Here is a 21548-nt window from a genome sequence, read left to right as displayed (position 1 = left end):
CTGCCCGCGCTGCATGCCCGAGTGGTAAGTACTTGTTTCCGAAACCTACCGGTACCCGTCCACAATCGCCGCGGCGATCTCCTTGTACGCCCGCCGGGTCTCGGGCCGAAGCACGTCCAGGGTGACCAGGTCGCCGTCGGCCACGCCGCGGTCGTGCGGGACGGCGATGAGCTGGCGGCAGATCCCGGAGAGGTGCTCCTCGATGGCGTCCTTGTCCACGCGGGAGGAGACCTCGTCCTTGTCCGTGATGACCACCACGGCGTTCCGGGCCAGGTCCTCGTACCCGTGGCTGGCCAGCCAGTGCAGCGTGCTGCGGGCGCGCTTGGCACCCGAAACGGCATAGCCCGCGGCGATCACCAGGTTGTCCGCGGACTGCAGGATCCCGCTCATGGCGTTGTGGGTCACGCCGGTGCCGCAGTCGGTCAGGGCCACGGAGTAGTAGTTGGAGATCAGCTTGCGGATCCGCAGGTACTCGGCGGCGGTGAGCGAGTCCGAGACCTCCGGGTCCTGCTCCCCCGCGATCAGGTGCAGCCGGCCGGCGTGGTGCATGTACCGGGCCAGTGCCGTGAGCGAGTCGATGGATTCGATGTTGTTCAGCAGGTCCGTGATGGTGCGCGGGCTGGACTGCTGGTAGATCCCCTCGCCCAGGGCGCGTTCCACGAGGTCGCCGGAGTCCGGGTTCGCGTCGATGGCGCAGGGCGCGTCGCCGCGGAATTCGGCCAGGGTCAGGCCCACGCCCACCGTGGTGGAGGTCTTGCCGATGCCGCCCTTGAGGCTCAGCACCGCCGTGTTGTAGCTGCCCTGCAGCTGGCGAGAAATGCGGCGGCCAAGTTCATCTTCCTGGCGCTGCTTGGCGCCGGGGCCCATGTTCCAGGCCCCGCCGGTGGCGTTGTAGACGGCACCGCGGACGCCGCCCACCGGCCGCGGCTTCTGCTCGCGCACGAACAGGCCCGGCGAGCTGATGAAGTCAGGCATGGGGGTCTCGGCGATGACGTCCGCCGCGGTGGGCCGGACCCGCCGGAACTGGGGGGCTTCCGGTGTGACGGACGACGACGGCGGCGCGGCTTCCACGCCGCCGCTGACGGCTTGTGACGTGGCCGAGTCCGCCGTGGGAACGCTGGTGATTTGCGGCTGGGCGGTGACCGGCGGCCTGGCCGGCCGGCGGGTGGGGGCGGGTACGGAAGCCGGGCTGGTGGCCTGATCGGCGGCGGCGGCGGCCTCCGCCCAGGAGCTGCGGCGCGGAACTGATCTGCCGGCGTCGGGCGTTTCGGAAAGATCGGGAGTTACGGCTGGCATGGTTCCTGTCCGGGCACCCGGCAGCGGCCCGTCGGCACCACGGAGGTCGCGGCGCCGGCGGGGCGCCTGCGGTGGCCCTGCATTGTCTGCACTGGCGTGTGCGTTCTTATCCGCCGGATCTGGCATAACTGTCCCCCCGGACGTCGGCAAAGGTTCTGCGGCACTTACTGAACAGCAAGTCTAGGCGCTGGCGCAGAACGGCGGGGTCAGACGCGGGTGAGGGCGGCCACAACCACGCCGGCCGTCAGGAGCAGCAGGACGGCCAGGACAGCGTAGGCCTGCCACTTGGGACGGCCCTTGTGGGGGTTGATGTCTACGTACGGCATGTCAGCTGCGGGTACTCATTGTGGCGGGCACCCGGACTGCCCGGCGCTTGAGCCGCAGCACCTGGTACAAGGCGGCAAACGGAATGAGCAAGGTGCCAAGCAGCGCACAGAGCGCCAGGGCGTAGTCGATGAGAGCCACAGTGGCCTCCATTGGTAGCAGTGATCCCCCATGTGATCACCAGCCACGCTAGCCGCGCGTCACACCTGTGACAAGTCACGTCACGCCGCGCCGCAACGGAACAGGGGCATCGCCGGCACGCGCTCAGCCCGCGTTTCCCGTGATGGCGGAGCCGTTGGCGAAAGGCACAACGGCGGGGCCTGATCAAGTCACGCCGGATGTGACGCCATGGCGTCAGCCGCCGTCCGGTTCCCTGTCCTGCTCCCCCGGGGAACTGTTGGGCGGTGGCCCCTTGGCCGGCCTGGGCGGGATGAGGTCCTTCAGGTACGGTGCGTGCGGCGGGGGCGCCATCTCGTCAATGAGTTCGTTCGCCGCGTGCGCGATCAGGTCGCGCTGGACGGGCGGCAGGGACAGCAGGGACTGCATGTAGGCGTCCACTTCGTATTCACCCACATTGCCGCCGATGCTGAAGTAGCGCAGCCAGAGGTCCCCGCACGTGATGCCGGACCTTGTCATGGCATGGCGCAGGAGCCTGCTTTGCTCCTGCTCAAGCCCTGTCCAGAGCTGTTTCCTGCTCTCGCTGGCTTCCGACATCTCAGGTACTCCTGCGGCCCTCGAGGATCTCAGTGCTGACGGTAAGAAGGGATTGCCCGCCGGCTCTGGCCAGCCGCACAAGCTCGTGCAGGGCCTGCTCCGGGGTCACGCCGTGAAGGTGCATCAGGAATCCCTGTGCGCGGTTGATGGTGTCCCGGCTGTCCAGGGCCTCCGAAAGGACTTCGGTGAACCGCTGGGGGGCTTCGGAGGTCTGGATGTTTCCCAGCAGGGTGGCTGCGGGGTAGGCCAGCTTTTCCAGCGGCCGGGCGGAGGACTGATCATAGGCCCCGGCCCGCGTTGCGTAGATTTTCAACGCGCCCAGGCACGAGGACCCGTTCACCAGCGGGGTACTGATGACCGAACGCATGGGCAGGTCCTGAATCGCCCGGGACCACAGGGGCCACCGGTCATCGGCCGCGACATCGGTCACGATGACAGTGCGCTCGGTGGCCCACGCGGCGATGCACGGCCCCTGGTTCAGCCTGTACTGCGCAGCGTCCGCTTCCTCCACCACCGGGTCGGTGGCACCGGTACTGGTTCTTCGGCCGTGCTGGTCCATGAGCGAAACCCCGGCACCGGCACTGTCCGGGAAGGTATCGCGGATGCCTTCCGCGAGCAGCTGTACCGCCCTCTCCACTGTTTCCTGCGTGAGGAGCAGGCCCTTGATACGGGCAAGGGCGAGAGTCAATTCATCGAGGGGAAGTTGCCGTGGCATGGGAGCCGACCTTCCAGAACAGGACATCGTTGTCCTCTAAAGGTGCCTGCTGCTAGACCCGAACTGCACAATCACTCTGCATATTCACTCCCAGCCTAGCCCGCACAATGGACTCTTTGGGAGGTATGCGACGCACGGCGTGAGGGCGACTAGCTCCCTGCCGACTGCGCCGCTATTCCGGCAGCGCCCTGGGCCACTGTGACGATGTCCAGGCCGCTGTTCCTCACCGCCTGCATGTCGGCGTCGAGGACGTCCGTGGCCGTGGTGTAAACGCCGCCGCCGATGTTCTCGCCCACCTCGTGGTAGGACAGGATCAGCCACGCGTTGGTGGCTTTGGCCGTATCGATCCAGCCCTGCACGGTGGCCGTGGTGGTGCCGGATTCGACGAACTTCACCCTGAGGTTGTAGGGATCGTAATTGGTGCGGGTGTTGAAGCCGGAGTTGTCGGTGCCGTCGTCGTCGTATGCGCGCTGGGTGGTGTAGAGCAGCCGGATGGCGGCCAGCGTGGCGTCGTCGTACTCGGCATAAGGCGATGCGAATCCGGTAGCGGCGGTGGGGCCGAACAGCTGCCGGAGCGTGGCCTGGCTTTCGGTCAGCTCGGCGTTGAGCTGGCCCGGGGAGAGTTCCCGGAGGTGCGGGTGCGTCACTGAGTGGGAGGCGATTTCATGGCCGCGGTCCGCGAAGTCCTGGATCTGCGCCTGCGTCATGTAGGCGGGCTGATCGTTGATGGATCCGGAGATGATGTACATGGTGGCCGGGATTCCGTATTTATCCAGGACCGGCAGGGCGTTCTCGTGCTGGCTGGTCCAGCCGTCGTCGAACGTGACGGTGATCATCCCGCGGTCAAATCCGTCCGCCCGGGTGAAGCCGCCGAGTGTCAGGATCAGGACCATACCGGTCAGCAAAGCAAGCAGTTTTTTCATCAGTGTGTCCCTCACTGCAGGCCGCCGGGACCCTGCCACCCCGCCTCCATTTCGGGACGTTCCAATCGTGGCGGCGCCTTCAATTGATGCCCGCCGGGGTGCGCCGATTGGCAGCGCCGGCGGATAGAGGAAAGCTTCCTCCCGGCGGCACGGTTTGTCGATCCCTAATCTGCAGTGAGGCCGGGCGCCGGAGCCCTGCCCGGCGTAGGATGCAACCATCCCGCCCAGCCCGATGGCGGGAAACGTGTCCGGGAGGCCCCGATGAATACTTCAGAAGCATCCACGCGCTGGTTCCCCCGCCTGCCCGGAACGCGGACGACGGCGGCATGGGCCATGGTTGCCGCCGGCACCTTATGGATCGCGCACGGCTATTTCCTGTTTATGATGCCCTACGGACCGGACGCGCTCTGGCGTGAGGATCTCGGCTATATGACCATCCTCAGCCCCGGCCTGTTTCTGCTTTACGGTCTCCCCGGCGTGTTGGCCGTGCTGCTGACGGCGTGGGGTTTGCGTTCCTGCCTCCCGGCCTTGGTTCCGGCCGGTGCGTTGAATCGTGCAGCCCGGATTCTGGGGCTGGCTGCCTTGGTCTTTGGCGTGATCGCCGCCCTGGGACTCATCATCCAGTTCACGCCCCTGACGATCGGCGGAATCAGCTTTGGGTTGCCAGCCCTCGGCCTGGCCCTGTTCCTGGCGGGTCTCGCGCTGGGCAGGGCCAGCGAGGGCTTCGGCGCCGGCCCCGGATTCCTGCGGGCTGTGCTGATAGTGACAGGTTGCCTCGGGATGGCCACCCTGCTTGTGCGGCCCATGATTTATGCGCTGGGGCTGCTGCCGCCCGTCTCCGGGACCGCAGTGCTTGCGCTGATTGGTGTGGCGTGGGTGTCCCTGGGCATCAGCATGCGGCAGGCCACGGCCTCAAGCCCAGCGCGCTGACTGCACGCACCGGCCCGCGGCTTCTTCTCGATCCGCGTGGCCAGAGCGTACCCAGCGGTCAATGGGTACCCGGCAGCGTGGATCAGCGGCTAAGCGCCATCATCACCACGGCTGCCGTGGCCACGCCCAGCACAGCAAGCGCCACATAGGAAACTGACTGCATTCGACGTCGGCGGAGCTCGCCCCTGGACTGCCGCGCGTAGCGCGCTCCCCCATACCTACCCATGCTGCGATGCTATGAAATGCACCCTCAAGATTTGCTCAAGTGACACAAATTATGACGCGGATTTGAGCCCGGAATGACGCGGAAAAACCGACAATGCGGCACGGCAACATTTGACCGTAAGCATGCTTAGCATTAGTGTTTTCTGGGTGAACGGCACTCAGCGAACAACGTAATTCCATAGCGGCAGGAAGAATCTCGGGTCACTGACCACCAACTTCCGCAACCGCGAGCCAGCCGAATTTCACCGCCGTATTCCACGGTCTCACAAGAAAGCAACCAATCGAGGACCCTGTATTGGGCCCAAAAAGAGGGAGCAAAACTATGTCATTTCTCAAAAAAGCCACCGCAGCAGCCGCCGGAACCCTTTTCCTGGTCGGCGCCGTAGCAGCACCGTCGCAGGCCAAGGAAAACACCACCGTCAATGACGGTCTGGTCAACGTCACCGTTGGCGATGTCATCGTCAAGGACGCCGTTGACGCCAACGTTGCAGCGGCCGTTGCCGCCACGCTCTGCGATGTCGCGGACATCGGCTCACTCGCCGTCCTCGGCGAAGCAGTGGACGCGTCAGGCAACGATGTGACTGTTTGCGACACCCTTGCGGGTCCTGTCGAGATCGTGAATAACTGATAGTCCGCAGAACCAAAAGCAGCCCTCGGCCAGACGGCCGGGGGCTGCGTTGTGTCCTTTTGAACATTTGCAGTGCCTGCGGCGGTCCTTGGGGACAGCCGGAGCCGTGTGCCCTTATCCCTCCGGGGCCGGCCGCTGCCGCGGGAGCAGGAGCGCCAGCACCGTCCCCCACAGGACCATGGCCACGCCCCACATCGGACCCTCCATGGCCCCTTCGCGGTCAGGGTACGCGAGCATAGCCGCGCCGATGTAGGCCGCCGACAGGCTTGCGGCAATCCTCATCAGCGGCCTGCCCGCAGGCCAGCAGGCCAAGGCCAGTGCAGTCAGGCACAGGGCAATGCCGGCGGAGCCCTGGACGGGCCAATGCTCGATGTTCCAGGTGGCGTGGCCGGCATTCGGATTCGTCCGGGACATCTCCAGCGCGTGCAGCGCATAGAGCAGCCAGAGCGGAACCCCGGCCGCGGCAACCAGCAGGTACGGCCAGCTCACAGCCCACCCCCGGGGAAAGGGCTCGAAGTGCTTCCAGCCCAGCCACAGGAGAAGTACGACGGCGGCACTTAACAGTGCCGCCACCGGCAGCGGCCTGCCGTCCAGGCCGGCGATCGAACCGAGCACGAGTGCTGCGACGGCGATCGCAAGCAGCACTGTTCCGGGCCACGGCCTGGCCGGGTTGAGGGCAATGCCGGCAAATGAGCCGGCGATGATGAAGGTGAACAGGCTGCCCCAGCTCGCCTCCAGCGAGACCGCCCATTCATACCGCTGGTCAACCCATCCCGGCAACGTCATCAGATCCACGATCCCGAAAAGTCCGACGGCGGCCACCGCCACCATCACCCACGCCAGGACGCGCACCAGGCGAAGCCGTGGCGGCCTGGACTGCACGACGGCGGCTGCCGCAGTTGCCATGGCTGGACCCCCTCGGTGGGCCGGACCCGCGGCACTACGTCATGCCGCGGGCGATGCATCTCTTCTGGCTACCGGTTGACGTACCCGGCTGCACAAGCTGCGTCCGCGGCGGGTGTTCCGTAGACGTACAGGTCGTTGTTCTCGCCGGCACGTCCCTGATGCACCAGCACGTGCAGCGGGTGGGCCCGGTTCAGCGTTTTCGGGATGTCCACGTTGGGGTTGTTTTCGAAGACGGCGTCGGGCAGGACAACGTGCTCTTCCCCTGCCCCTTCAGCCAGAACAACGCACTGGCCGTTGCCAACGACTTTGGCGTGCGTGTGGTCGGCGACGGCAGCGCCGGAGGATGCAAGCAGCAGGAGCCCTGACGCGGAAGAACCTAGGGCGGCGGTGACCAGTGCCTTAGTGAATTTCATGACAAACCTTTCGACGTGGACCGAACCAATGGCGTGCAGCCCGAGGGTCCCCCAGCCGGTCGAACAGGATGTCACAGGCACAATGGTGGCCAGAACGGCCGCCACGGTCAAGAGGACGGACTCCCGAGTCCACAGGATGTTCCTCGACTAGTGCAGCGGCCGGGTCTCCTGAAGGCGCTTGATGAACCAGCGCGACTGCTCGGGCCCGTACGGCAGCACCGGGATGGCCTTGGTGGCGTCGGTGGGGGTTTCGCGGATGGACTGCTGGGCCTGGCGGACGGCGGTGGTCATGGTGTTGGCCATGGTCCTGACGAACTGGTCGCTGCAGAGATGGCCGTGGCCGGGCACCAGGAACTCGTAGCGGTGCCGCAGGGCGGAAATGTGCCGGAGCGAATCGGCCCAGTCCTCCGGGAAGGAATCCTCGAAGGACGGGTGAGCGCCCTGCTCCACGAGGTCGCCCACGAAGAGGGAGGTGGGGCTGCCCACCAGGAGGTCGCCGTCGGTGTGGCCGCGGCCCAGGTAGAAGAGTGTGGCGGTCACGCCGCCCAGGTCCACCAGCACGGGCTGGTCCCGGACGATCGCGTTGGGCACCACCAGTTCCACGTTCTCGCCCTCACCGGTGGACATCTCCGGCTCCAGGGTCCCCACAAACCTGCGCTGCAGGTCCCCGTGCGCCTCGATCTCGCGCGCACAGTTCTCGTGCGCCCAGAACTCTGTAACGCCGTCGGACGCGAAGATGGCGTTGCCGAAGAAGTGGTCGTAGTGGGCGTGGGTGTTGACGACGACGAGGGGCAACTGAGTCTTCTCCCGCACCGCATCGAGGATCTCCTGCCCCTGCCGCGGCCCGCAGCCGGTATCGATCACCATGGCCCGCTCCGAGCCCACAATCAGGCCGGTATTCAACAGTGAACCTTCGGTGACCAGCACATAGTTGTCCGCGCCGACGTCGAGCCATTCTGACATTGTTACTCCGTACCTCCGGAAAGCACTTGCGTTCGTCTTGGCCTTCGATTCTACCCACGGGTCCCTGCGGGAGGGCGGCTCATTGGACCAGGGTGTTCCACGCTTCCAGGAACTTGTCGGCAAGGTAGCGGTGGCCTGCGGTGTCCACGTGGGCGCCGTCGGTGTAGAAGTCCTGGCTGTTGGCAGCCGTGAACCAGCCGGCAGCGTAGGCGTTGATGAACGGCGCGTTGGCGGCTTCGGCTCCCACCCGGACGGCGTTGTTCGCGTCGCGGAGCTGTTCAGCCAGCGGCTGGGGCGCGGAGGGCCCCAGCACCACCACTTGGACGCCCGGCCAGAGCGTGCGGGCCGCTTCGATGGTCTCCGTGGTGGCGGTCTCGAGTGCGGCGGGGTCGTTGGCCACAGCATCGTTCTGGCCGCCCTGGAGAATCAGGAGGTTGGGGACGAAGGCCGGGTCCGTGGCGGCGATTTCCTGCAGCCGGACACTGTATTCAAGGCCACGGTCATCCTGCCCGCCGCCCCACATGAACCCGGTTCCGCCCACGCCGTCGATGTTGGTGGGGAAGCCGAGCTCGCCGGCCACCAGGTACGCCCAGCCCTGGTCTTCCGTGTCTGCGCCCACACCCGCAGTGTACGAATCGCCCACAATCAGGAGGACGGGCTCGGTGGGAAGCTGGATTTTCGGCGGCTGGGCCGCCGCGGTGGCAGCCTGTGTGGGTGCCGGAGCGGCAGCCGGCGCTGAAACGGCAGAGGCAGCGGCCGACGGCGGGGCAACAGTCACAGGGGCAGCCTCCCCAGTGCCGCGCGTGTTCATCAGGGCGAGTGCGGCCACCCCGAAGGCAAGAACGGCCAGCACCAAGAGTGCACCGTATTTGATCCACTCCTGCTTGGTCACCCTGGGGCCCGCACCGTTTCTCGTCACCGGCAAAGTTTACCGGCCCGGCGGCGCTGACCTACTGAGGCGGCTCCGCCTGGAATTCGAACGGCTGTATAGCCATGGGTTGCCGGTCCCGCGGTTCAAAAGACTCCAGCTGCATCGCCGGAGCGGCACACGCATCACAACGGCCGACAAACTGGTGGGGGCAATCCCCAGGATCCAGGCCGTCCCCGCTGGGCACTCTGATTCTCATGGGATCCCTGCCGCTTTCTGTTGTCGCGTCGGGCGGGCGCTGTGGTTATGCAGTAAGGCGATGATGGTGCCGGCGGCGACCGTAGGGCACCAACCCAGAGTCCCGCCGACAATTACATTAAAGGGATTGTCCCGGCCCAAAGCACGAGTAGCCCGTACTCAGCTTTTTCAGCACGACTACTGACCAGTACGACGCAGGGGTTCAACCCACGGCCCGTCCCGTACGCGGTGGTCCCAGGGGATTTATCATTCCGGATACCTGCACGTAACTTCCGTCCCCTTACACTCTGGATATGGGGACAAACAACACAAAACCTTCTGCCCGTCGTGCGGCAAGACCACCAACCACGTGACGCGCTATCAGAAGGACGACGGCGGCGGGCCGCTGATTGCCACGGTCCGGTGTGCTGAGCACTCGGAGGCAGCGGCCTAACGTCCGCTGGCGCGGTGCACCAGAAGGAAAGGGCCATGGGAAAGATCGTTGTGAGCAGCCTTGTCAGCGTGGACGGCTACACCGAGGGTCCGGGCGGCAACGTGATGGCCATGCCCATGGACCAAGCCTCGGAATGCACAACGCCGAACGCATGGCCCAGGCCAGCTCGCTCCTCTTCGGTGCCACAACATTCCGGGGCATGCTCGCGTAATGGCCCCAGCAGCTGGACAATCCGGACGCGAGCGAGGATGAGAGCTACATCGCCCGGCGCTACGCGGACGGCATCCCCATCACCGTCATCTCCGATACCCTCACGCCCGAGGAGACCGGGCCATGGCGTGGGCAGACCACCATTGTGCCCCGCGCCCGGGCTATGGACGCCGTTGCCGACCTTCGCAAGCGCGACGGCGAGACGCTGGTGTTCGGGAGCCGGACCCTCTGGACCGACCTGCTGGCCCACGGGCTCGTCGACGTCCTCTACCTGATGATCGGGCCGAAGATCGTCGCCGGCGATCACCGCACCTTCAAGGGCGTGCCCCCGACCGGCCTCTACTTGCTCGATGCCCGCCGGCTGGAGGACTCGGAGATCGTCCTGCTCACGTACACGGTCGCAGCGACTTCCTGACGACGGCGTCAGCATGATCGACGCGTCGTAGCCCACTCCGGACAGCCGTCGTACTTACGCCTGCCGCATTACCCTGGCTTCTTCCCGCTGCGGGGTCCGGTCTTCCGGTTCCAGCTTTCCGGACGCCCAGCGGCGGAGGGGCCGTTCCACGAATCGGAATGATAGGTAGGCCATCAGTACCGTTAGGGCCGCTGCCAGCGGTACGCGAAGCCAAAGTGACGGCACAAGCGGCATCAGCAGGAGATAGACGGGCAGGTGCCAAAGGTAGGCGGCGTAAGAGAGGTCGCGGCCGGGGTTGGCAAGCCAGGGGTGGCTCAGGATCCTCGAGGCCGGACCGGCCGGCCGGAGGACCAGCGACCCGATGACCACCCCGGCCAGCAGCGCCAACAGCGTGGGGCCAAAGGTCCAGAAGATGCTGAACCACGTCCCCGGCGTACCGGGCTCTCTTAGGGCGAATACCGCAACCACCAGGGCCAGCCCGGCGAGGGGACCGGCCCAGCGCGCACCGGCCTGCAGGGAAGCATGGACCCGGGAACCGGGAGTGACGGAGGCAAACACCAGGGCCAGCGTGCACCCGAGCAGCAGCTGATCCGCCCTGGTGTCCGGCCCGTTGTACAGCCGGGACAGCGGCGCCCCGGCTATGACAAGGAAGAACCGTGACACCAGGAAGCCTGCCGCCAGAACGGCGGTCAGCCAGGTGACGGTTCGGACTTTCCAGAACCGCAGCATGACAAGCAGCAGCACCGGCCACACCAGATAGAACTGCTCCTCCACGGCCAGGGTCCAGGTGGGGCTCAGCGCGTTGCCGCCGGTGGAGGAACCGAAGACGCCGAAGTTGGCCAGGTTCATCACGTAGGACGCAGCTGGAATGGCGTTGGCTTCCTGGCCGCCCCACCCCGACCGGGGAAAGACAAAGCCCACAGTCACCACCACGGCGCAGACAGCCAGCAACGCCGGCCAGAGCCGGGCGAGCCGCTTAGCGTAGAAAACGCCCAGGCGCAGCCGGCCCGTTGCCTGGTATTCCTTCATGATCAGCAGGGTGATCACAAACCCGCTAAGGGTGAAGAACACGTCCACGCCGATGGACCCGCCGGGGACCAGCTCCGTCACGGTATGGAAGAGGAAGACGAACGCCACCGCAACAGTCCGCAGTCCGTCGAGCGCATGCTTCCGCCCTGACATCAGCCCGTTTCGGGGCCCAGCCGGGCGATCCGTTTTTGTTAAAGTTCCACTGCTTGACCAAGAATTCACCCATCCAGCTTACATAACGTTTCTATAACTACCCTGAGTGCAGGCTGGATGGTCCCCTATGGGAAGGCCGCTTAGATGTCGGCCAAGACCGACCCCGGGTTCTCGATCGCGTCCGCTACGAACCGGAGGAACCCGGCAGCTGTGCCACCGTCGCACACGCGGTGGTCAAAGGTCAGCGTCAGTTCGCTGACCTTGCGCACAGCCAGTTCCCCGTCCACCACCCACGGCTTGTCCATGATGCGTCCCACCCCGAGGATTGCCACCTCAGGGTAATTGATAATGGCGGCGGAACCGTCCACACCGAAGACACCGTAGTTGTTCAGCGTGAACGTCCCGCTGCCCAGTTCCTCCGGCGTCGCCTTGCCGTCGCGTACGACGGCGGTGAGCCGGCGGATCTCCCCGTCCAGTTCGCGGGCACTCAGTTTGTCCGCGCTGCGGATGGAGGGAACCATCAGCCCGCGGTCCGTCTGCGCCGCAAAGCCAAGGTTGATCCCGTCGAACGACACGATCTCCGGGGAGCCGTCCGATGAGGTTTCGATACGTGTGTTCAGCTCCGGGAAGCGTTTTAACCCAGCGGTGACAAAACGAGCGATGAACGCCAGTAGCCCGGGGGTCATGTGCGGATCGGACTTCTTCAGCCCTGCCCGGAGCTCCACCAGCGCAGTGGCATCCACGTCCACCCAGACGGTGGCTTCAGGGATCTCCGAACGGCTGCGGGCCATGTTGGCGGCAACGGCCTTACGGACGCCCTTCACCGGGGTCCGGGCGGAAATGCGCAGCCCTGTGCGGGAGTCAGTTCCTTCGGCGCCCTGAGTTGGCTTCGGCGTTTGGGGCGCAGCGGAAACTGGCGTTTCCACGTCGGTGGAGCCTGCCGCTGCCGGCACCGGACTGCTGATGGCAGCTTCCACGTCCTTGCGCATGATCAGGCCACTGTCGCCGGAACCATGGACAGCACCGAGATCAACGCCGTGTTCCCGAGCCATCCGCCGAACGAGCGGTGAGATGACGGCGCCGAGCTTTCCGGGGACCCGGGTGCGGAGCAGCAGCAGGTCATCGGCCGCCTCCTCGGAATCTGAAGGCTGCGGCGGTGCGCTGTCGCTGCCGGACCCCAGAGCCGCAACGCTGCGGGGAGCCCGCGTCCGCCCGGTGGCGCCACTCCCGCCCGGCGTCCCGTAACCGATCAGAACATTCCCTGAACCGGCCTTCTCTTCCTCACGATAAGTATCGGCCGCCGCCTCGGCCGCCGGGACCGGTGCACCCACAGGAGCCACTGAGATGAACGGTTTGCCCACCTCCAGGGTCTGCCCAGGCTCGCCGTGGAGCACGGTGACAGTGCCGGCATAGGGCGAGGGCACTTCAACTACGGACTTGGCTGTTTCCACTTCGGCGATGGGCTGGTCCACCCGGATCTCATCCCCCACGGCCACCAGCCAGTTGAGCAGCTCGGCTTCGGTGAGGCCTTCGCCCAGGTCGGGGAGCATAAATACTTGCAGTGCTGAGGTCATGGTCAGTTCTCCCACTGGAGGTCGTCAACGGCGTCGAGGATACGGTCCACGCCGGGCAGATAGTAGTGCTCAAGCTTCGGTGCCGGGTAGGGGATATCGAACCCTGTCACGCGGCGGATCGGTGCTGCCAGGTAATGGAAGCAGCGCTCCTGGACCCGCGCCACAATCTCGGAGGATACGGAAGCGAAACCATGCGCTTCGGCGATCACCACGGCACGGCCGGTCTTGCGGACGGACGCACAGACCGTCTCGTCGTCGAAGGGGACGATCGAGCGGACGTCGATGACCTCCAGCGAGCGGCCCTCCTCGGCGGCCGCTGCTGCCGCGGCCAGCGCGGTGGGAACGGATGGTCCATAGGCAATAAGGGTCGCGTCGGTCCCGGGGCGGACGACGGCTGCCCTGCCTTCGGAGGATGTGCCAGCTTGCGTATTGGCGGCGTGCTGCGCACGGAGGTCCGTCAGGTCCACCATGTCCTTGGACCAGTAGAGCTTCTTGGGTTCCATGAACATCACCGGATCGTCCGAATCGATGGCCTCCCTTAGCATGCGGTAGGCATCGGCGACGGTCGCGGGGGTGAACACCTTCAGGCCGGCGGTGTGAGCGTAGTAGGACTCGGATGAGTCGCAGTGGTGCTCCACTCCCCCGATCCCGCCGGCGTACGGGACCCGGATCACCATGGGCAGCTTCAGGGCGCCCTTGGTGCGGTTGTGCATCTTGGCGACGTGGCTGACGATCTGCTGGAACGCCGGGTAGGCAAACGCATCGAACTGCATCTCCACCACGGGGCGCATCCCGTTCATGGCCATACCCACTGCCATGCCCACAATGCCCGACTCGGCCAGCGGTGTGTCGAAGCAGCGCTGCTGTCCGAAGGTTTTGGTCAGTCCGTCGGTGATGCGGAAGACGCCCCCAAGGAGGCCCACATCCTCACCGAAGACAAGCACGGACGGGTCGGCCTGCATCGCATCGGCCAGCGCCGTGTTGAGGGCTTTGGCCATGGTGATGGCCTGCGGTCCTGTCGCTTCTTCGGCTGCGGCGGCGGTTGCGGCTGCCCGTGCAGTTGCCGCGCTGACGTTGCCGTTCGCCTCGGACGATGTGGTCACGGTGGGACTCATTTGCTGGGCTCCTCAGATGACGCTTCGCGGGCCAGTTCATCCGCGAGCATGGCGGACTGTTCCTTCAGCTGGGGTGTGGGTACGGAGAACACGTGCCGGAAGAGTTCCAGCGGGTCCACGGGGACGTCCTCGCTCAGGCCCTCGCGAAGCTGGGTGGCAACTGCTTCTGCCTTCGCCGCGATCCTGGCGTTCCCGTCGTCGTCCAGCAGGCCCCGGTCCGTGAGGTAGGTCTTCATGCGGCTGATGGGGTCCTTGGCCAGCCACTCGGCCACCTCGCTATCCGGCCGGTAGCGCGTGGCGTCATCGGCGTTGGTGTGTGCCTGCATCCGGTAGGTGTTCGCTTCCACCAGGAGCGGCCCGGAGCCGTTCCTGGCAAGCTTGACTGCCCGGTCCAGTACTGCGAGGAGGGCCACCACATCGTTGCCGTCCACGCGTTCGCCGGCCATGCCGTAGCCCACAGCCTTGTGGGCGAGCGACGGCGCCACTGACTGCTGCGACAGCGGCACTGAAATGGCGTACTTGTTGTTTTGGACGAAAAAGATCACGGGCAGGTGGAAGACGGCGGCGAAGTTCAGGGCCTCGTGGAAGTCGCCTTCACTGGTGGCGCCGTCGCCGCACATCGCCAGCACCACGGTGTCCTCACCGCGGAGCTTGGCCGCATGGGCCACGCCCACAGCATGGAGGAGCTGGGTGGTGAGAGGGGTGCACTGGATGCCCACCTTATGCTTGGCGGGATCGTAGCCGCTGTGCCAGTCGCCCCGGAAGATGGTCATGACCTCCACGGGATCGACTCCCTTTGCCATGACTGCCACTGCGTCGCGGTAGGTGGGAAAGATCCAGTCGCCCTCAGAAAGGCAGAGCGCTGCTGCCACCTGGCATGCTTCCTGGCCGTGGCTGGACGGGTAGACAGCCATGCGCCCCTGGCGGACGAGGGCCGAGTTCTGGTCGTTGACCCGGCGCCCAACGACGAGTTGCTCGTATGCTGCCAACAGTTCTTCGTCGGCGGGCAGCGGGTATTCGTGGCCGGGTTCGGTGCCCTGCTCGTTTTCGGCCTTGAGCCGTCCGTCCGGGCCCACCATTTCAATCTGGTGGTGGGCGGGAAGCATGTAGTCCTCGGCAGTGATGCCGAACTTCCGCACCGCTTCGGATACGGCGTCTTGAGCCGGAAACCGTTGGGCTTGGTCCGGCGCAGAGTGGTCCGCGGAGATCGTCATTGGTCAGTCCTTCTGTAGCCACTAGTCATTCCCAGTATCGTCCCGAGATGCGTTTCGTATCCACTAATTCACTGAATCGTGGAAGGTACCGACAAATCAGCCTAGTCTGGAAGACGAATCGCAAATGTGATCAGGACAACGAGTGGGAGAGTGGACAAATTGGCAGGACGTGAAGGAGACACCACCGAGGTGCCGCTGGACGATGTCGACCGCAGGATCATTACTGAACTCACACGGGACGGCAGAATGTCCGTGACGCAGGTGGCCGAGAACGTCCACATCTCCCGGGCCCATGCCTATACACGCATCGCCAGGCTGACCTGCGAAGGCGTTCTGACCAAGTTCACGGCCCTAGTAGACCCCATCAAGGCGGGCCTGAAGTCCTCCGCCTACGTGACGCTCAAAGTCAGCCAACACTCCTGGCGCGAACTGCGGGAGGAGCTCAAATCGATCCCGGAGGTGCACCACATCGCTCTGGTGGGAGGAGACTTTGACGTCATCCTTCTGGTGCGTGCCATCGACAACACCGACCTGCGGCGGGTCATTTTCGATCAGCTCCAGTCAATGCCGGGGGTGCTGGATACCCAGACGTTTCTGGTGTTTGAGGATGTTGATACGCGATAGGAGCAAGGATGTCATGCGGCGGACCACACCTGATTGGCCCACGTGCAGCTTATAGACCCCACCGACGACTGTATGTATGTCAATGCTCGCCAACCCAGAGGACGATTCCCTAGCCGCCGGCGATGGCGGCATCCATGTGGCGGGATGGGTTGCCGTCGCAACTTTAGACTTTGGCATCTTTGTAAGGGGCCCAGTCCGAGCCCACCCTGCTCGTGGAATCACTCGGACTACCGACGCTCGTAATCCAACTACGTGTGCGAAGCACAACGTTGAGGGCGGCCGCTGCCCTGGCGCTGATATCACGCCCGTAGAAACCTGCCAGCAGTTGCAATTCAAATGACTGACCAACTGCTTTACCTCCACACCATCCGGAAGAACTGACCGGCCACCAAAGGTTACCTAGCCGCGCAGTGACAAGTCCGCCTCTCGTCTTGCCCCAACACCCAAGGAGCCCAGGGCGGAGTGAAGGCTGCCTCAACCTCTGGTCTTTTCTGAGGGCCTGCCCTACGAGCAGGGGACCTACTTTGCCGGTGCCAGCGGGCAGTCTCCAGGGATGGAACATGCGGAGATTCCCACCAATGGGGTGTCGCGTGCCAGTTGCCCGAGACGCGGAGCTGGCGAACAACGGGACTTCGCGCCAGAAGGCGTGCGGGGTCCGCTATCCCCACGACTGTTAGGTGGGCAGCGCCGCGAGTTCTGTCGAAGTCGGGACGAAGGGGAGAGGCACGAAGAGACGCAATTGTCTACCACCTCGGCCGCAGTCACTCCAAGCATTCCTGGCGGGTACCATTATAACGACACATCAAGGCCAGAGAACGCCCGGCGCCGTACCGCCGAAGGCTCGTTCTACTTAGGGGGACCCAGTTGGACATACGAGACTATCTGCGCGTATTGCGCCAAAACTGGATCCTGATCGTTGGTGTTACATTGGCCGGCCTCCTAATCGGAGGAGGCTCGGCGATGCTGACCAAACCAACCTATACGTCGGCGACACAACTCTTTGTGGCCATACAAAGTTCAGGATCGGTGCAGGAGCTTCAACAAGGCAACTCCTTCAGTCAAGCGCGGGTTCAATCCTATGTGAAGACAGTCAATTCACCGGCCGTCCTCCAGCCTGCAATTGATGCTCTGGGGTTGTCACTGACGGCTGAGGAACTGTCCGGAAAAGTATCGGCCACTACCGAGCTAAACACAGTACTCATAAACATTTCGGTTACGGACACGTCACCCGTCCAGGCTGCCGCTATGGCACAGGCAATAGCGAACAGTCTAGTGGTGACAATCGAGTCGCTGGAACGGCCAACTGCGGGAGGCTCCTCGCCCGTAAGTCTGTCAGTTATCAAACCTGCCAAAGCTCCGACGTTGCCTTCCGCGCCGAATACGAAATTGAATCTTGCCTTGGGATTGGTCATTGGCTTGGCTGTCGGAGTCGGTTCTGCAGTAATGCGTTCTACTCTCGATAGTCGCATCAGGAGCGAAAGCGACCTGCGGCAAGTTACCAACGCGCCACTGCTAGGGGGCATTGCATTCGAAAATGATGCGACGCGAAGCCCGTTGCTCACGCAAGCCGCGCCGCAGAGCCCGAGAGCAGAGTCATTTCGACAATTGAGAACGAACCTGCAGTTCGCCAACGTATCCGGAAAAGCCAATACGGTGCTGATAACATCTTCGGTCCCCGGAGAGGGTAAGAGCACAACGGCAACCAACTTGGCAATTGCTTTGTCGCAGGCAGGACAGACAGTATGTCTGGTTGACGCCGACCTCAGACGCCCTATGGTCAACGAGTATCTGGGCCTCGACCGGACAGCTGGGCTAACCACAGCCCTCGTCGGCGCGGCAGAGCTCACCGAGCTCCTTCAGCCTTGGGGAACGGATAACCTTTTTGTGCTCACGTCTGGTCAGATCCCACCAAATCCTAGTGAACTCTTGGGCTCCCAAGCGATGCAAGACGTTCTGACGCACCTAGAACAGATTTTTGACACTGTCGTTGTGGATGCTCCCCCGCTACTGCCAGTAACGGACGCGGCCGTTCTTTCCCAGAATGTGGGCGGCGTGGTCTTGATCGTTAGCGCGCAGAGGGTTAAGCGTCATGACTTGGAGAAGTCGCTGCGCACCCTAGAGATGGTTAACGCAAACATATTGGGAGTTGTTCTCAACAGGTTGCCCTCAAGGGGACCCGACGCATACGCCTACGGCTACTACCGTCACGAATCGGTTGAAGAGTTGGCCGCCGCTCAGAGGGTTTCAAGTTCTACCACTTTTGATCAACACATCGACCAAGAGAAAGTGTCGAACTACTCTTTTGACACAAATTTCACTGCCAGCGGACCAAGGGCCCCTAGGACCTTTCCCGATACACGCCAGAGTAAGTAACTCGCCAAGTCACACACCACGACCAAGTGACGCGCTGCATGTGAGACCGGCCTCGGCGCGATTCCAACAATTTCTTAAAGAACGGTTCAGTGCGACTTGAAGCTTGCTGAGAAACTCTTTGCCAACCGTCCGACCCTGATCATGCTTGGGCGAATAGCAAGCAGCTCCCTGAGCCTGATAAACGCACCTCTGATAGCTCGTGCTCTAGGGCCTGATGGTCGAGGTGAAACCGCAGCAGCAATCGCCGCTTTCTTTCTCATCCCAATACTCTTGAGTATCGGCGTCCCGCTGGAAGTGCGACGGCTAGCTGCCAGGGTGGCCTTCGGGCCTGTTGTTCGATGCGCGAGATTAATCGCTCTTTGCGCTTTTCCATTCGCACTGCTGCTCGGACTGGCTCTCGACAAATTGTTCTTTGATTCCCTCGAAGGCACTGAGCACGCCATACTGGTCGCGGGCGTGGCGATGGCCCCGCTCATGATTTCGTGGATGTGTGACGAAAGCGTACTGATAGCCAACGAACGCTTCAGGGCGGTAGCACTGCTGCAGTTGACCCAACCATTGGTTAACACAGTTCTAATCGTCATCGGAACACTCGGGGGACAACTCACCGTGACCTGGGTGATGCTGGCTAACCTTGGCGGACTCGTAGCCACCGCAATGGTCGGCTGGGTCTCGGTTCGAGTTGCAATCTTCGGACCCTTCTATCCGCTCCGTGGACTGATCCGCGGCAGTATCCCCTTCGCCGGAAGTTCCATAGCCGAGGCCGTCTCAAATCGCATCGATCAAATCATCGTTCTTCCACTCATTGGAAGCTTTAACTCCGGGCTCTACGCCGTTGCCGTCACAATCTGCACGATACCTATCGGACTAGCTCATGCTCTTGGCGCAGGCGAATTCCGGGGAATTGCATCCATTGCACCGGAGCACCGAAAATCGGCCCAACAAAGGGCCCTAAGGTCATCAGTTGCCGTTGGAGCTATTTTTTGTCTCGCGCTCGCTGCGGCTTCGCCCCTCATAGTCTCGGTACTTTTTGGTGACAAATTCGATGGGGCCGTCACTAGTATTTGGATTCTTCTGTGTGGAAGCGTATTCATGATCGGGAACTATGTAGGGTCAATGGCCCTTGTGGCTGGCGGCTTAGGCCTTCGAATGACGTCCTCCCAAGTAGTGGGCGCGGTGATAGGTCTAATCTCCCTGTTTATTCTGGGTCCACTATGGGGTGCAAATGGAGCGTCGGCAGCGGCCGTTATAGGCTACCTGACGACTCACGCGCTCCTTGCGTTTGCTGTCGGGGGAAATCCAAGAGATTTCCTCCCGAAGCCGTCAGACTTCACCCGGGCTCTCCGAGTTCTCTTTCGAACACCTGCTACAGGCAACAAGAGAGTAAAATCCGAGACCACCGGAGAAGAGGCCAGACATGAAACGCCGTGACATTGAACTGGCCGGAAGTATAATCACTACAACGAAACCCTTTTCCCTTCGGACACTATTACTAATTTTTGCCCTGCCGTTTATCATGTATGGATTGTTCGGGGACGTCCGCATGGCGCTCGTTACCGCCGTCGGTACAATTTGGCTGTACTTCGCTGTACTCGTAAAAGAAGAGGCATCTATTGGCCTCAGCGCGGCCAGGATATACCTTCCGGTCTTCTTCCTCTACAGCGGTCTGTCTTTCTTAGGCCCGCCGATGGTGCATACAAACCAGATGATTCTGATGTGCACGCTGTCGGGCCTAGCCTTTGCTCTCGGGTGGGTGATTGCACTGCCACCCGGTCGTCGAACTGTAGCTTTGCCCAAAGCCTCGGGCTCCGAGCCGGTCCGGCAAATATTCAAACGCCAACTCGTACTTACCGTGAGTGTGATAACTCTTCTCACCTACGGGTATGCATACTCTCAGGCGGGAGTCCTCCCCGCATTCAGCGGGAACCCCAATCTCACCCGGGTTACCTTCCTCGTGAATGGATACGTCTCCACAGTTGTTGTTGTGGGATTGCATATCATGATCGCCTGTGGCTTCATCGAGATGTTAATTCTTAAGGGTTATCGCGCAAAGTTTATTCCAGGTGCAATTTGCCTGCTGGCAATAGTCCTCGCCCTAGGGATGAGCAATCGCGGCGTGGCCGTGAATCCTCTAGTCTTTGCACTACTCTTCGTATTATGGCGAAAAAACTATAAACTTCGCAAACTGGTGCCTATCGGTCTATTTTCCGTAGCGGCTTTGAGCGTCGCTGGTTATGTCAGGAATCTATCTTCTTGGGGTGAGTCATATAATACTGACCTGCAACTCCAAGGATTTTCAGGTGCTGGTGTTTGGTTTGCTCCTATACTCAATTATGTCTACGGGACTGCTCAGACGTTCGACACAACAATGAGCGTCTTTCCAGGCTCGTTGCCTTTGCAAATGGGACAACAGTTTTTTTCGCCAATACTCATGGAGCCTAGCGTTGACCTCTACCTCAAAGATGTTTTCGGATATGATTTCCAAGGTTTTGGCTTGGCACTAGGATCCGTCAACGCATTTTACCTCGACTGGGGGCCGCTTGGAACATTTATTGGGCCCTTGATTATCGCATTTTGTCTCGCGTTTGTATATCGCAGAGCCCTCAGCACTGATGACCCTAGATGGATTATCTTGTATTGCTACCTATTGATGCAGCTTATATTTAGCGTATACGGGCATCCATTTGCGTACCTATTCTATGTCATTGAGCCTTTTGTTTTTTTCTTTCTCATTAGAAATCACATGGGGACGAGGCAGATTGAACCACAACCGGCATTTCATTCCCCTCAATCGTCCGACAGGTCCGTCTGACCGTCTGATTCATCGGGCCCTTCGCGTTTAGCTCATCGGGGCCGAGCGCATTCACCCCTTTCATCCTGTCGGCCGCCGCGATGCACTGGGTGGCTTCGGCCTTGATGGCTCTCTTCACTTTGGAGTTGTGGGCCGGTTGGTCTGGCGCCTTGATGGCTTGTATCTCTTAAGTACCCCTGTTGACGTGGGGTGGTCGTCGTTTACGGTGGCCTTGGGAGGGGCCGGGGTGGTTCCGGTTTTCGGCTGGGCGTCATGGCCCGTGAAAGAGATCGTCGCCCCGGCCTGTCTTCCAAGCAGACCCGATTGAGGGAATTGGTGGCCGGAAGAGAACGGTGCGAAGCACCGGGGTTTCGTCCGGGCGGGCACCGAATGACTCACAAGCGCGGGAACTGTATCCGACGCTTCCTCAGCAGTCGCGGGCGTGTGAGGGAGG

21 protein-coding genes are annotated in these 21548 nt (G+C 62.7%); 7 read left to right on the top strand and 14 right to left on the bottom strand.

The features are described from left to right. Window positions 1-45: 45 nt before the first annotated feature. The 5 genes from ACP7AX_RS09025 to ACP7AX_RS09005 all read right to left on the bottom strand — a co-directional run bounded on the left by ACP7AX_RS09025 (window position 46) and on the right by ACP7AX_RS09005 (window position 3972). Window positions 46-1296 (bottom strand): MinD/ParA family ATP-binding protein, encoded by a 1251-nt coding sequence (locus ACP7AX_RS09025; RefSeq protein WP_426226183.1) that lies wholly within the window; start codon window positions 1294-1296, stop codon window positions 46-48. A 327-nt stretch (window positions 1297-1623) separates the two neighbouring features. After that, window positions 1624-1761 (bottom strand): hypothetical protein, encoded by a 138-nt coding sequence (locus ACP7AX_RS09020; RefSeq protein ID WP_426226182.1) that lies wholly within the window; start codon window positions 1759-1761, stop codon window positions 1624-1626. 213 nt (window positions 1762-1974) lie between these two features. Further along, window positions 1975-2334: a hypothetical protein gene (locus ACP7AX_RS09015; RefSeq protein WP_426226181.1), complete on the bottom strand. Its 360-nt coding sequence runs from the start codon at window positions 2332-2334 to the stop codon at window positions 1975-1977. A 1-nt stretch (window position 2335) separates the two neighbouring features. After that, window positions 2336-3049 (bottom strand): GAF and ANTAR domain-containing protein, encoded by a 714-nt coding sequence (locus tag ACP7AX_RS09010; protein WP_426226180.1) that lies wholly within the window; start codon window positions 3047-3049, stop codon window positions 2336-2338. A gap of 149 nt (window positions 3050-3198) precedes the next feature. Beyond that, window positions 3199-3972, bottom strand: coding sequence for a polysaccharide deacetylase family protein (locus ACP7AX_RS09005; RefSeq protein WP_426226179.1), 774 nt, complete (start codon window positions 3970-3972; stop codon window positions 3199-3201). A gap of 261 nt (window positions 3973-4233) precedes the next feature. Here ACP7AX_RS09005 and ACP7AX_RS09000 point away from each other — a divergent pair, with 261 nt between their 5' ends. Then, window positions 4234-4902, top strand: a complete 669-nt coding sequence (locus tag ACP7AX_RS09000) for a hypothetical protein (protein ID WP_426226178.1) — start codon at window positions 4234-4236, stop codon at window positions 4900-4902. A gap of 82 nt (window positions 4903-4984) precedes the next feature. On the opposite strand, the gene ACP7AX_RS08995 is transcribed toward ACP7AX_RS09000, so the two are convergent. After that, window positions 4985-5128: a hypothetical protein gene (locus ACP7AX_RS08995; protein ID WP_426226177.1), complete on the bottom strand. Its 144-nt coding sequence runs from the start codon at window positions 5126-5128 to the stop codon at window positions 4985-4987. Between the two features lie 321 nt (window positions 5129-5449). On the opposite strand from ACP7AX_RS08995, the gene ACP7AX_RS08990 reads away from it, so the two are divergent. After that, a complete protein-coding gene (locus ACP7AX_RS08990) occupies window positions 5450-5755 on the top strand; it encodes a hypothetical protein (protein WP_426226176.1) in 306 nt (101 codons plus the stop codon). Window positions 5756-5869: 114 nt separating this feature from the next. Here ACP7AX_RS08990 and ACP7AX_RS08985 read toward each other — a convergent pair whose 3' ends face one another. The 4 genes from ACP7AX_RS08985 to ACP7AX_RS08970 all read right to left on the bottom strand — a co-directional run bounded on the left by ACP7AX_RS08985 (window position 5870) and on the right by ACP7AX_RS08970 (window position 8956). Beyond that, on the bottom strand, window positions 5870-6661 hold the full coding sequence (locus ACP7AX_RS08985; protein ID WP_426226175.1) for a hypothetical protein: 792 nt from the start codon (window positions 6659-6661) through the stop codon (window positions 5870-5872). Between the two features lie 68 nt (window positions 6662-6729). Then, on the bottom strand, window positions 6730-7074 hold the full coding sequence (locus ACP7AX_RS08980; protein WP_426226174.1) for a hypothetical protein: 345 nt from the start codon (window positions 7072-7074) through the stop codon (window positions 6730-6732). A 147-nt stretch (window positions 7075-7221) separates the two neighbouring features. Continuing rightward, window positions 7222-8037, bottom strand: a complete 816-nt coding sequence (locus tag ACP7AX_RS08975; protein WP_426226173.1) for an MBL fold metallo-hydrolase — start codon at window positions 8035-8037, stop codon at window positions 7222-7224. A 79-nt stretch (window positions 8038-8116) separates the two neighbouring features. Further along, on the bottom strand, window positions 8117-8956 hold the full coding sequence (locus ACP7AX_RS08970) for an SGNH/GDSL hydrolase family protein (protein WP_426226172.1): 840 nt from the start codon (window positions 8954-8956) through the stop codon (window positions 8117-8119). A gap of 863 nt (window positions 8957-9819) precedes the next feature. Between ACP7AX_RS08970 and ACP7AX_RS08965 the strand changes: the two genes are divergently transcribed. Further along, a complete protein-coding gene (locus ACP7AX_RS08965) occupies window positions 9820-10221 on the top strand; it encodes a dihydrofolate reductase family protein (protein WP_426226333.1) in 402 nt (133 codons plus the stop codon). 54 nt (window positions 10222-10275) lie between these two features. Here ACP7AX_RS08965 and ACP7AX_RS08960 read toward each other — a convergent pair whose 3' ends face one another. The 4 genes from ACP7AX_RS08960 to pdhA form a co-directional block, all read right to left on the bottom strand. Further along, the gene (locus tag ACP7AX_RS08960) at window positions 10276-11403 is read right to left on the bottom strand and encodes an acyltransferase family protein (protein WP_426226171.1); all 1128 of its coding nucleotides are present in this window, start codon (window positions 11401-11403) and stop codon (window positions 10276-10278) included. A 140-nt stretch (window positions 11404-11543) separates the two neighbouring features. Next, window positions 11544-12977: a dihydrolipoamide acetyltransferase family protein gene (locus ACP7AX_RS08955; protein WP_426226170.1), complete on the bottom strand. Its 1434-nt coding sequence runs from the start codon at window positions 12975-12977 to the stop codon at window positions 11544-11546. A gap of 2 nt (window positions 12978-12979) precedes the next feature. Continuing rightward, window positions 12980-14092 (bottom strand): alpha-ketoacid dehydrogenase subunit beta, encoded by a 1113-nt coding sequence (locus ACP7AX_RS08950; RefSeq protein ID WP_426226169.1) that lies wholly within the window; start codon window positions 14090-14092, stop codon window positions 12980-12982. Continuing rightward, the gene (gene pdhA / locus ACP7AX_RS08945; RefSeq protein WP_426226168.1) at window positions 14089-15306 is read right to left on the bottom strand and encodes a pyruvate dehydrogenase (acetyl-transferring) E1 component subunit alpha; all 1218 of its coding nucleotides are present in this window, start codon (window positions 15304-15306) and stop codon (window positions 14089-14091) included. Before pdhA ends, ACP7AX_RS08950 begins: the two co-directional genes overlap by 4 nt. 159 nt (window positions 15307-15465) lie before the next feature. Between pdhA and ACP7AX_RS08940 the strand changes: the two genes are divergently transcribed. The 4 genes from ACP7AX_RS08940 (at window position 15466) to ACP7AX_RS08925 (ending at window position 21115) form a co-directional block, all read left to right on the top strand. Next, window positions 15466-15930: an Lrp/AsnC family transcriptional regulator gene (locus ACP7AX_RS08940; RefSeq protein ID WP_426226167.1), complete on the top strand. Its 465-nt coding sequence runs from the start codon at window positions 15466-15468 to the stop codon at window positions 15928-15930. Between the two features lie 864 nt (window positions 15931-16794). Next, window positions 16795-18303, top strand: a complete 1509-nt coding sequence (locus ACP7AX_RS08935; RefSeq protein ID WP_426226166.1) for a polysaccharide biosynthesis tyrosine autokinase — start codon at window positions 16795-16797, stop codon at window positions 18301-18303. A gap of 96 nt (window positions 18304-18399) precedes the next feature. Beyond that, entirely contained in the window at window positions 18400-19734 is a 1335-nt protein-coding gene (locus tag ACP7AX_RS08930; RefSeq protein WP_426226165.1) for a lipopolysaccharide biosynthesis protein, read from the top strand. Further along, a complete protein-coding gene (locus tag ACP7AX_RS08925; RefSeq protein WP_426226164.1) occupies window positions 19721-21115 on the top strand; it encodes an O-antigen polymerase in 1395 nt (464 codons plus the stop codon). Before ACP7AX_RS08930 ends, ACP7AX_RS08925 begins: the two co-directional genes overlap by 14 nt. The last annotated feature ends 433 nt before the right edge of the window (window positions 21116-21548 follow it).

Origin of the sequence: Pseudarthrobacter sp. DSP2-3-2b1 (assembly GCF_049895945.1) — a bacterium.
Taxonomy (GTDB): domain Bacteria; phylum Actinomycetota; class Actinomycetes; order Actinomycetales; family Micrococcaceae; genus Arthrobacter.
The sequence above is the reverse complement of the archived record's forward strand: the minus strand, read 5'-3'. Positions and strand labels throughout refer to the sequence as shown.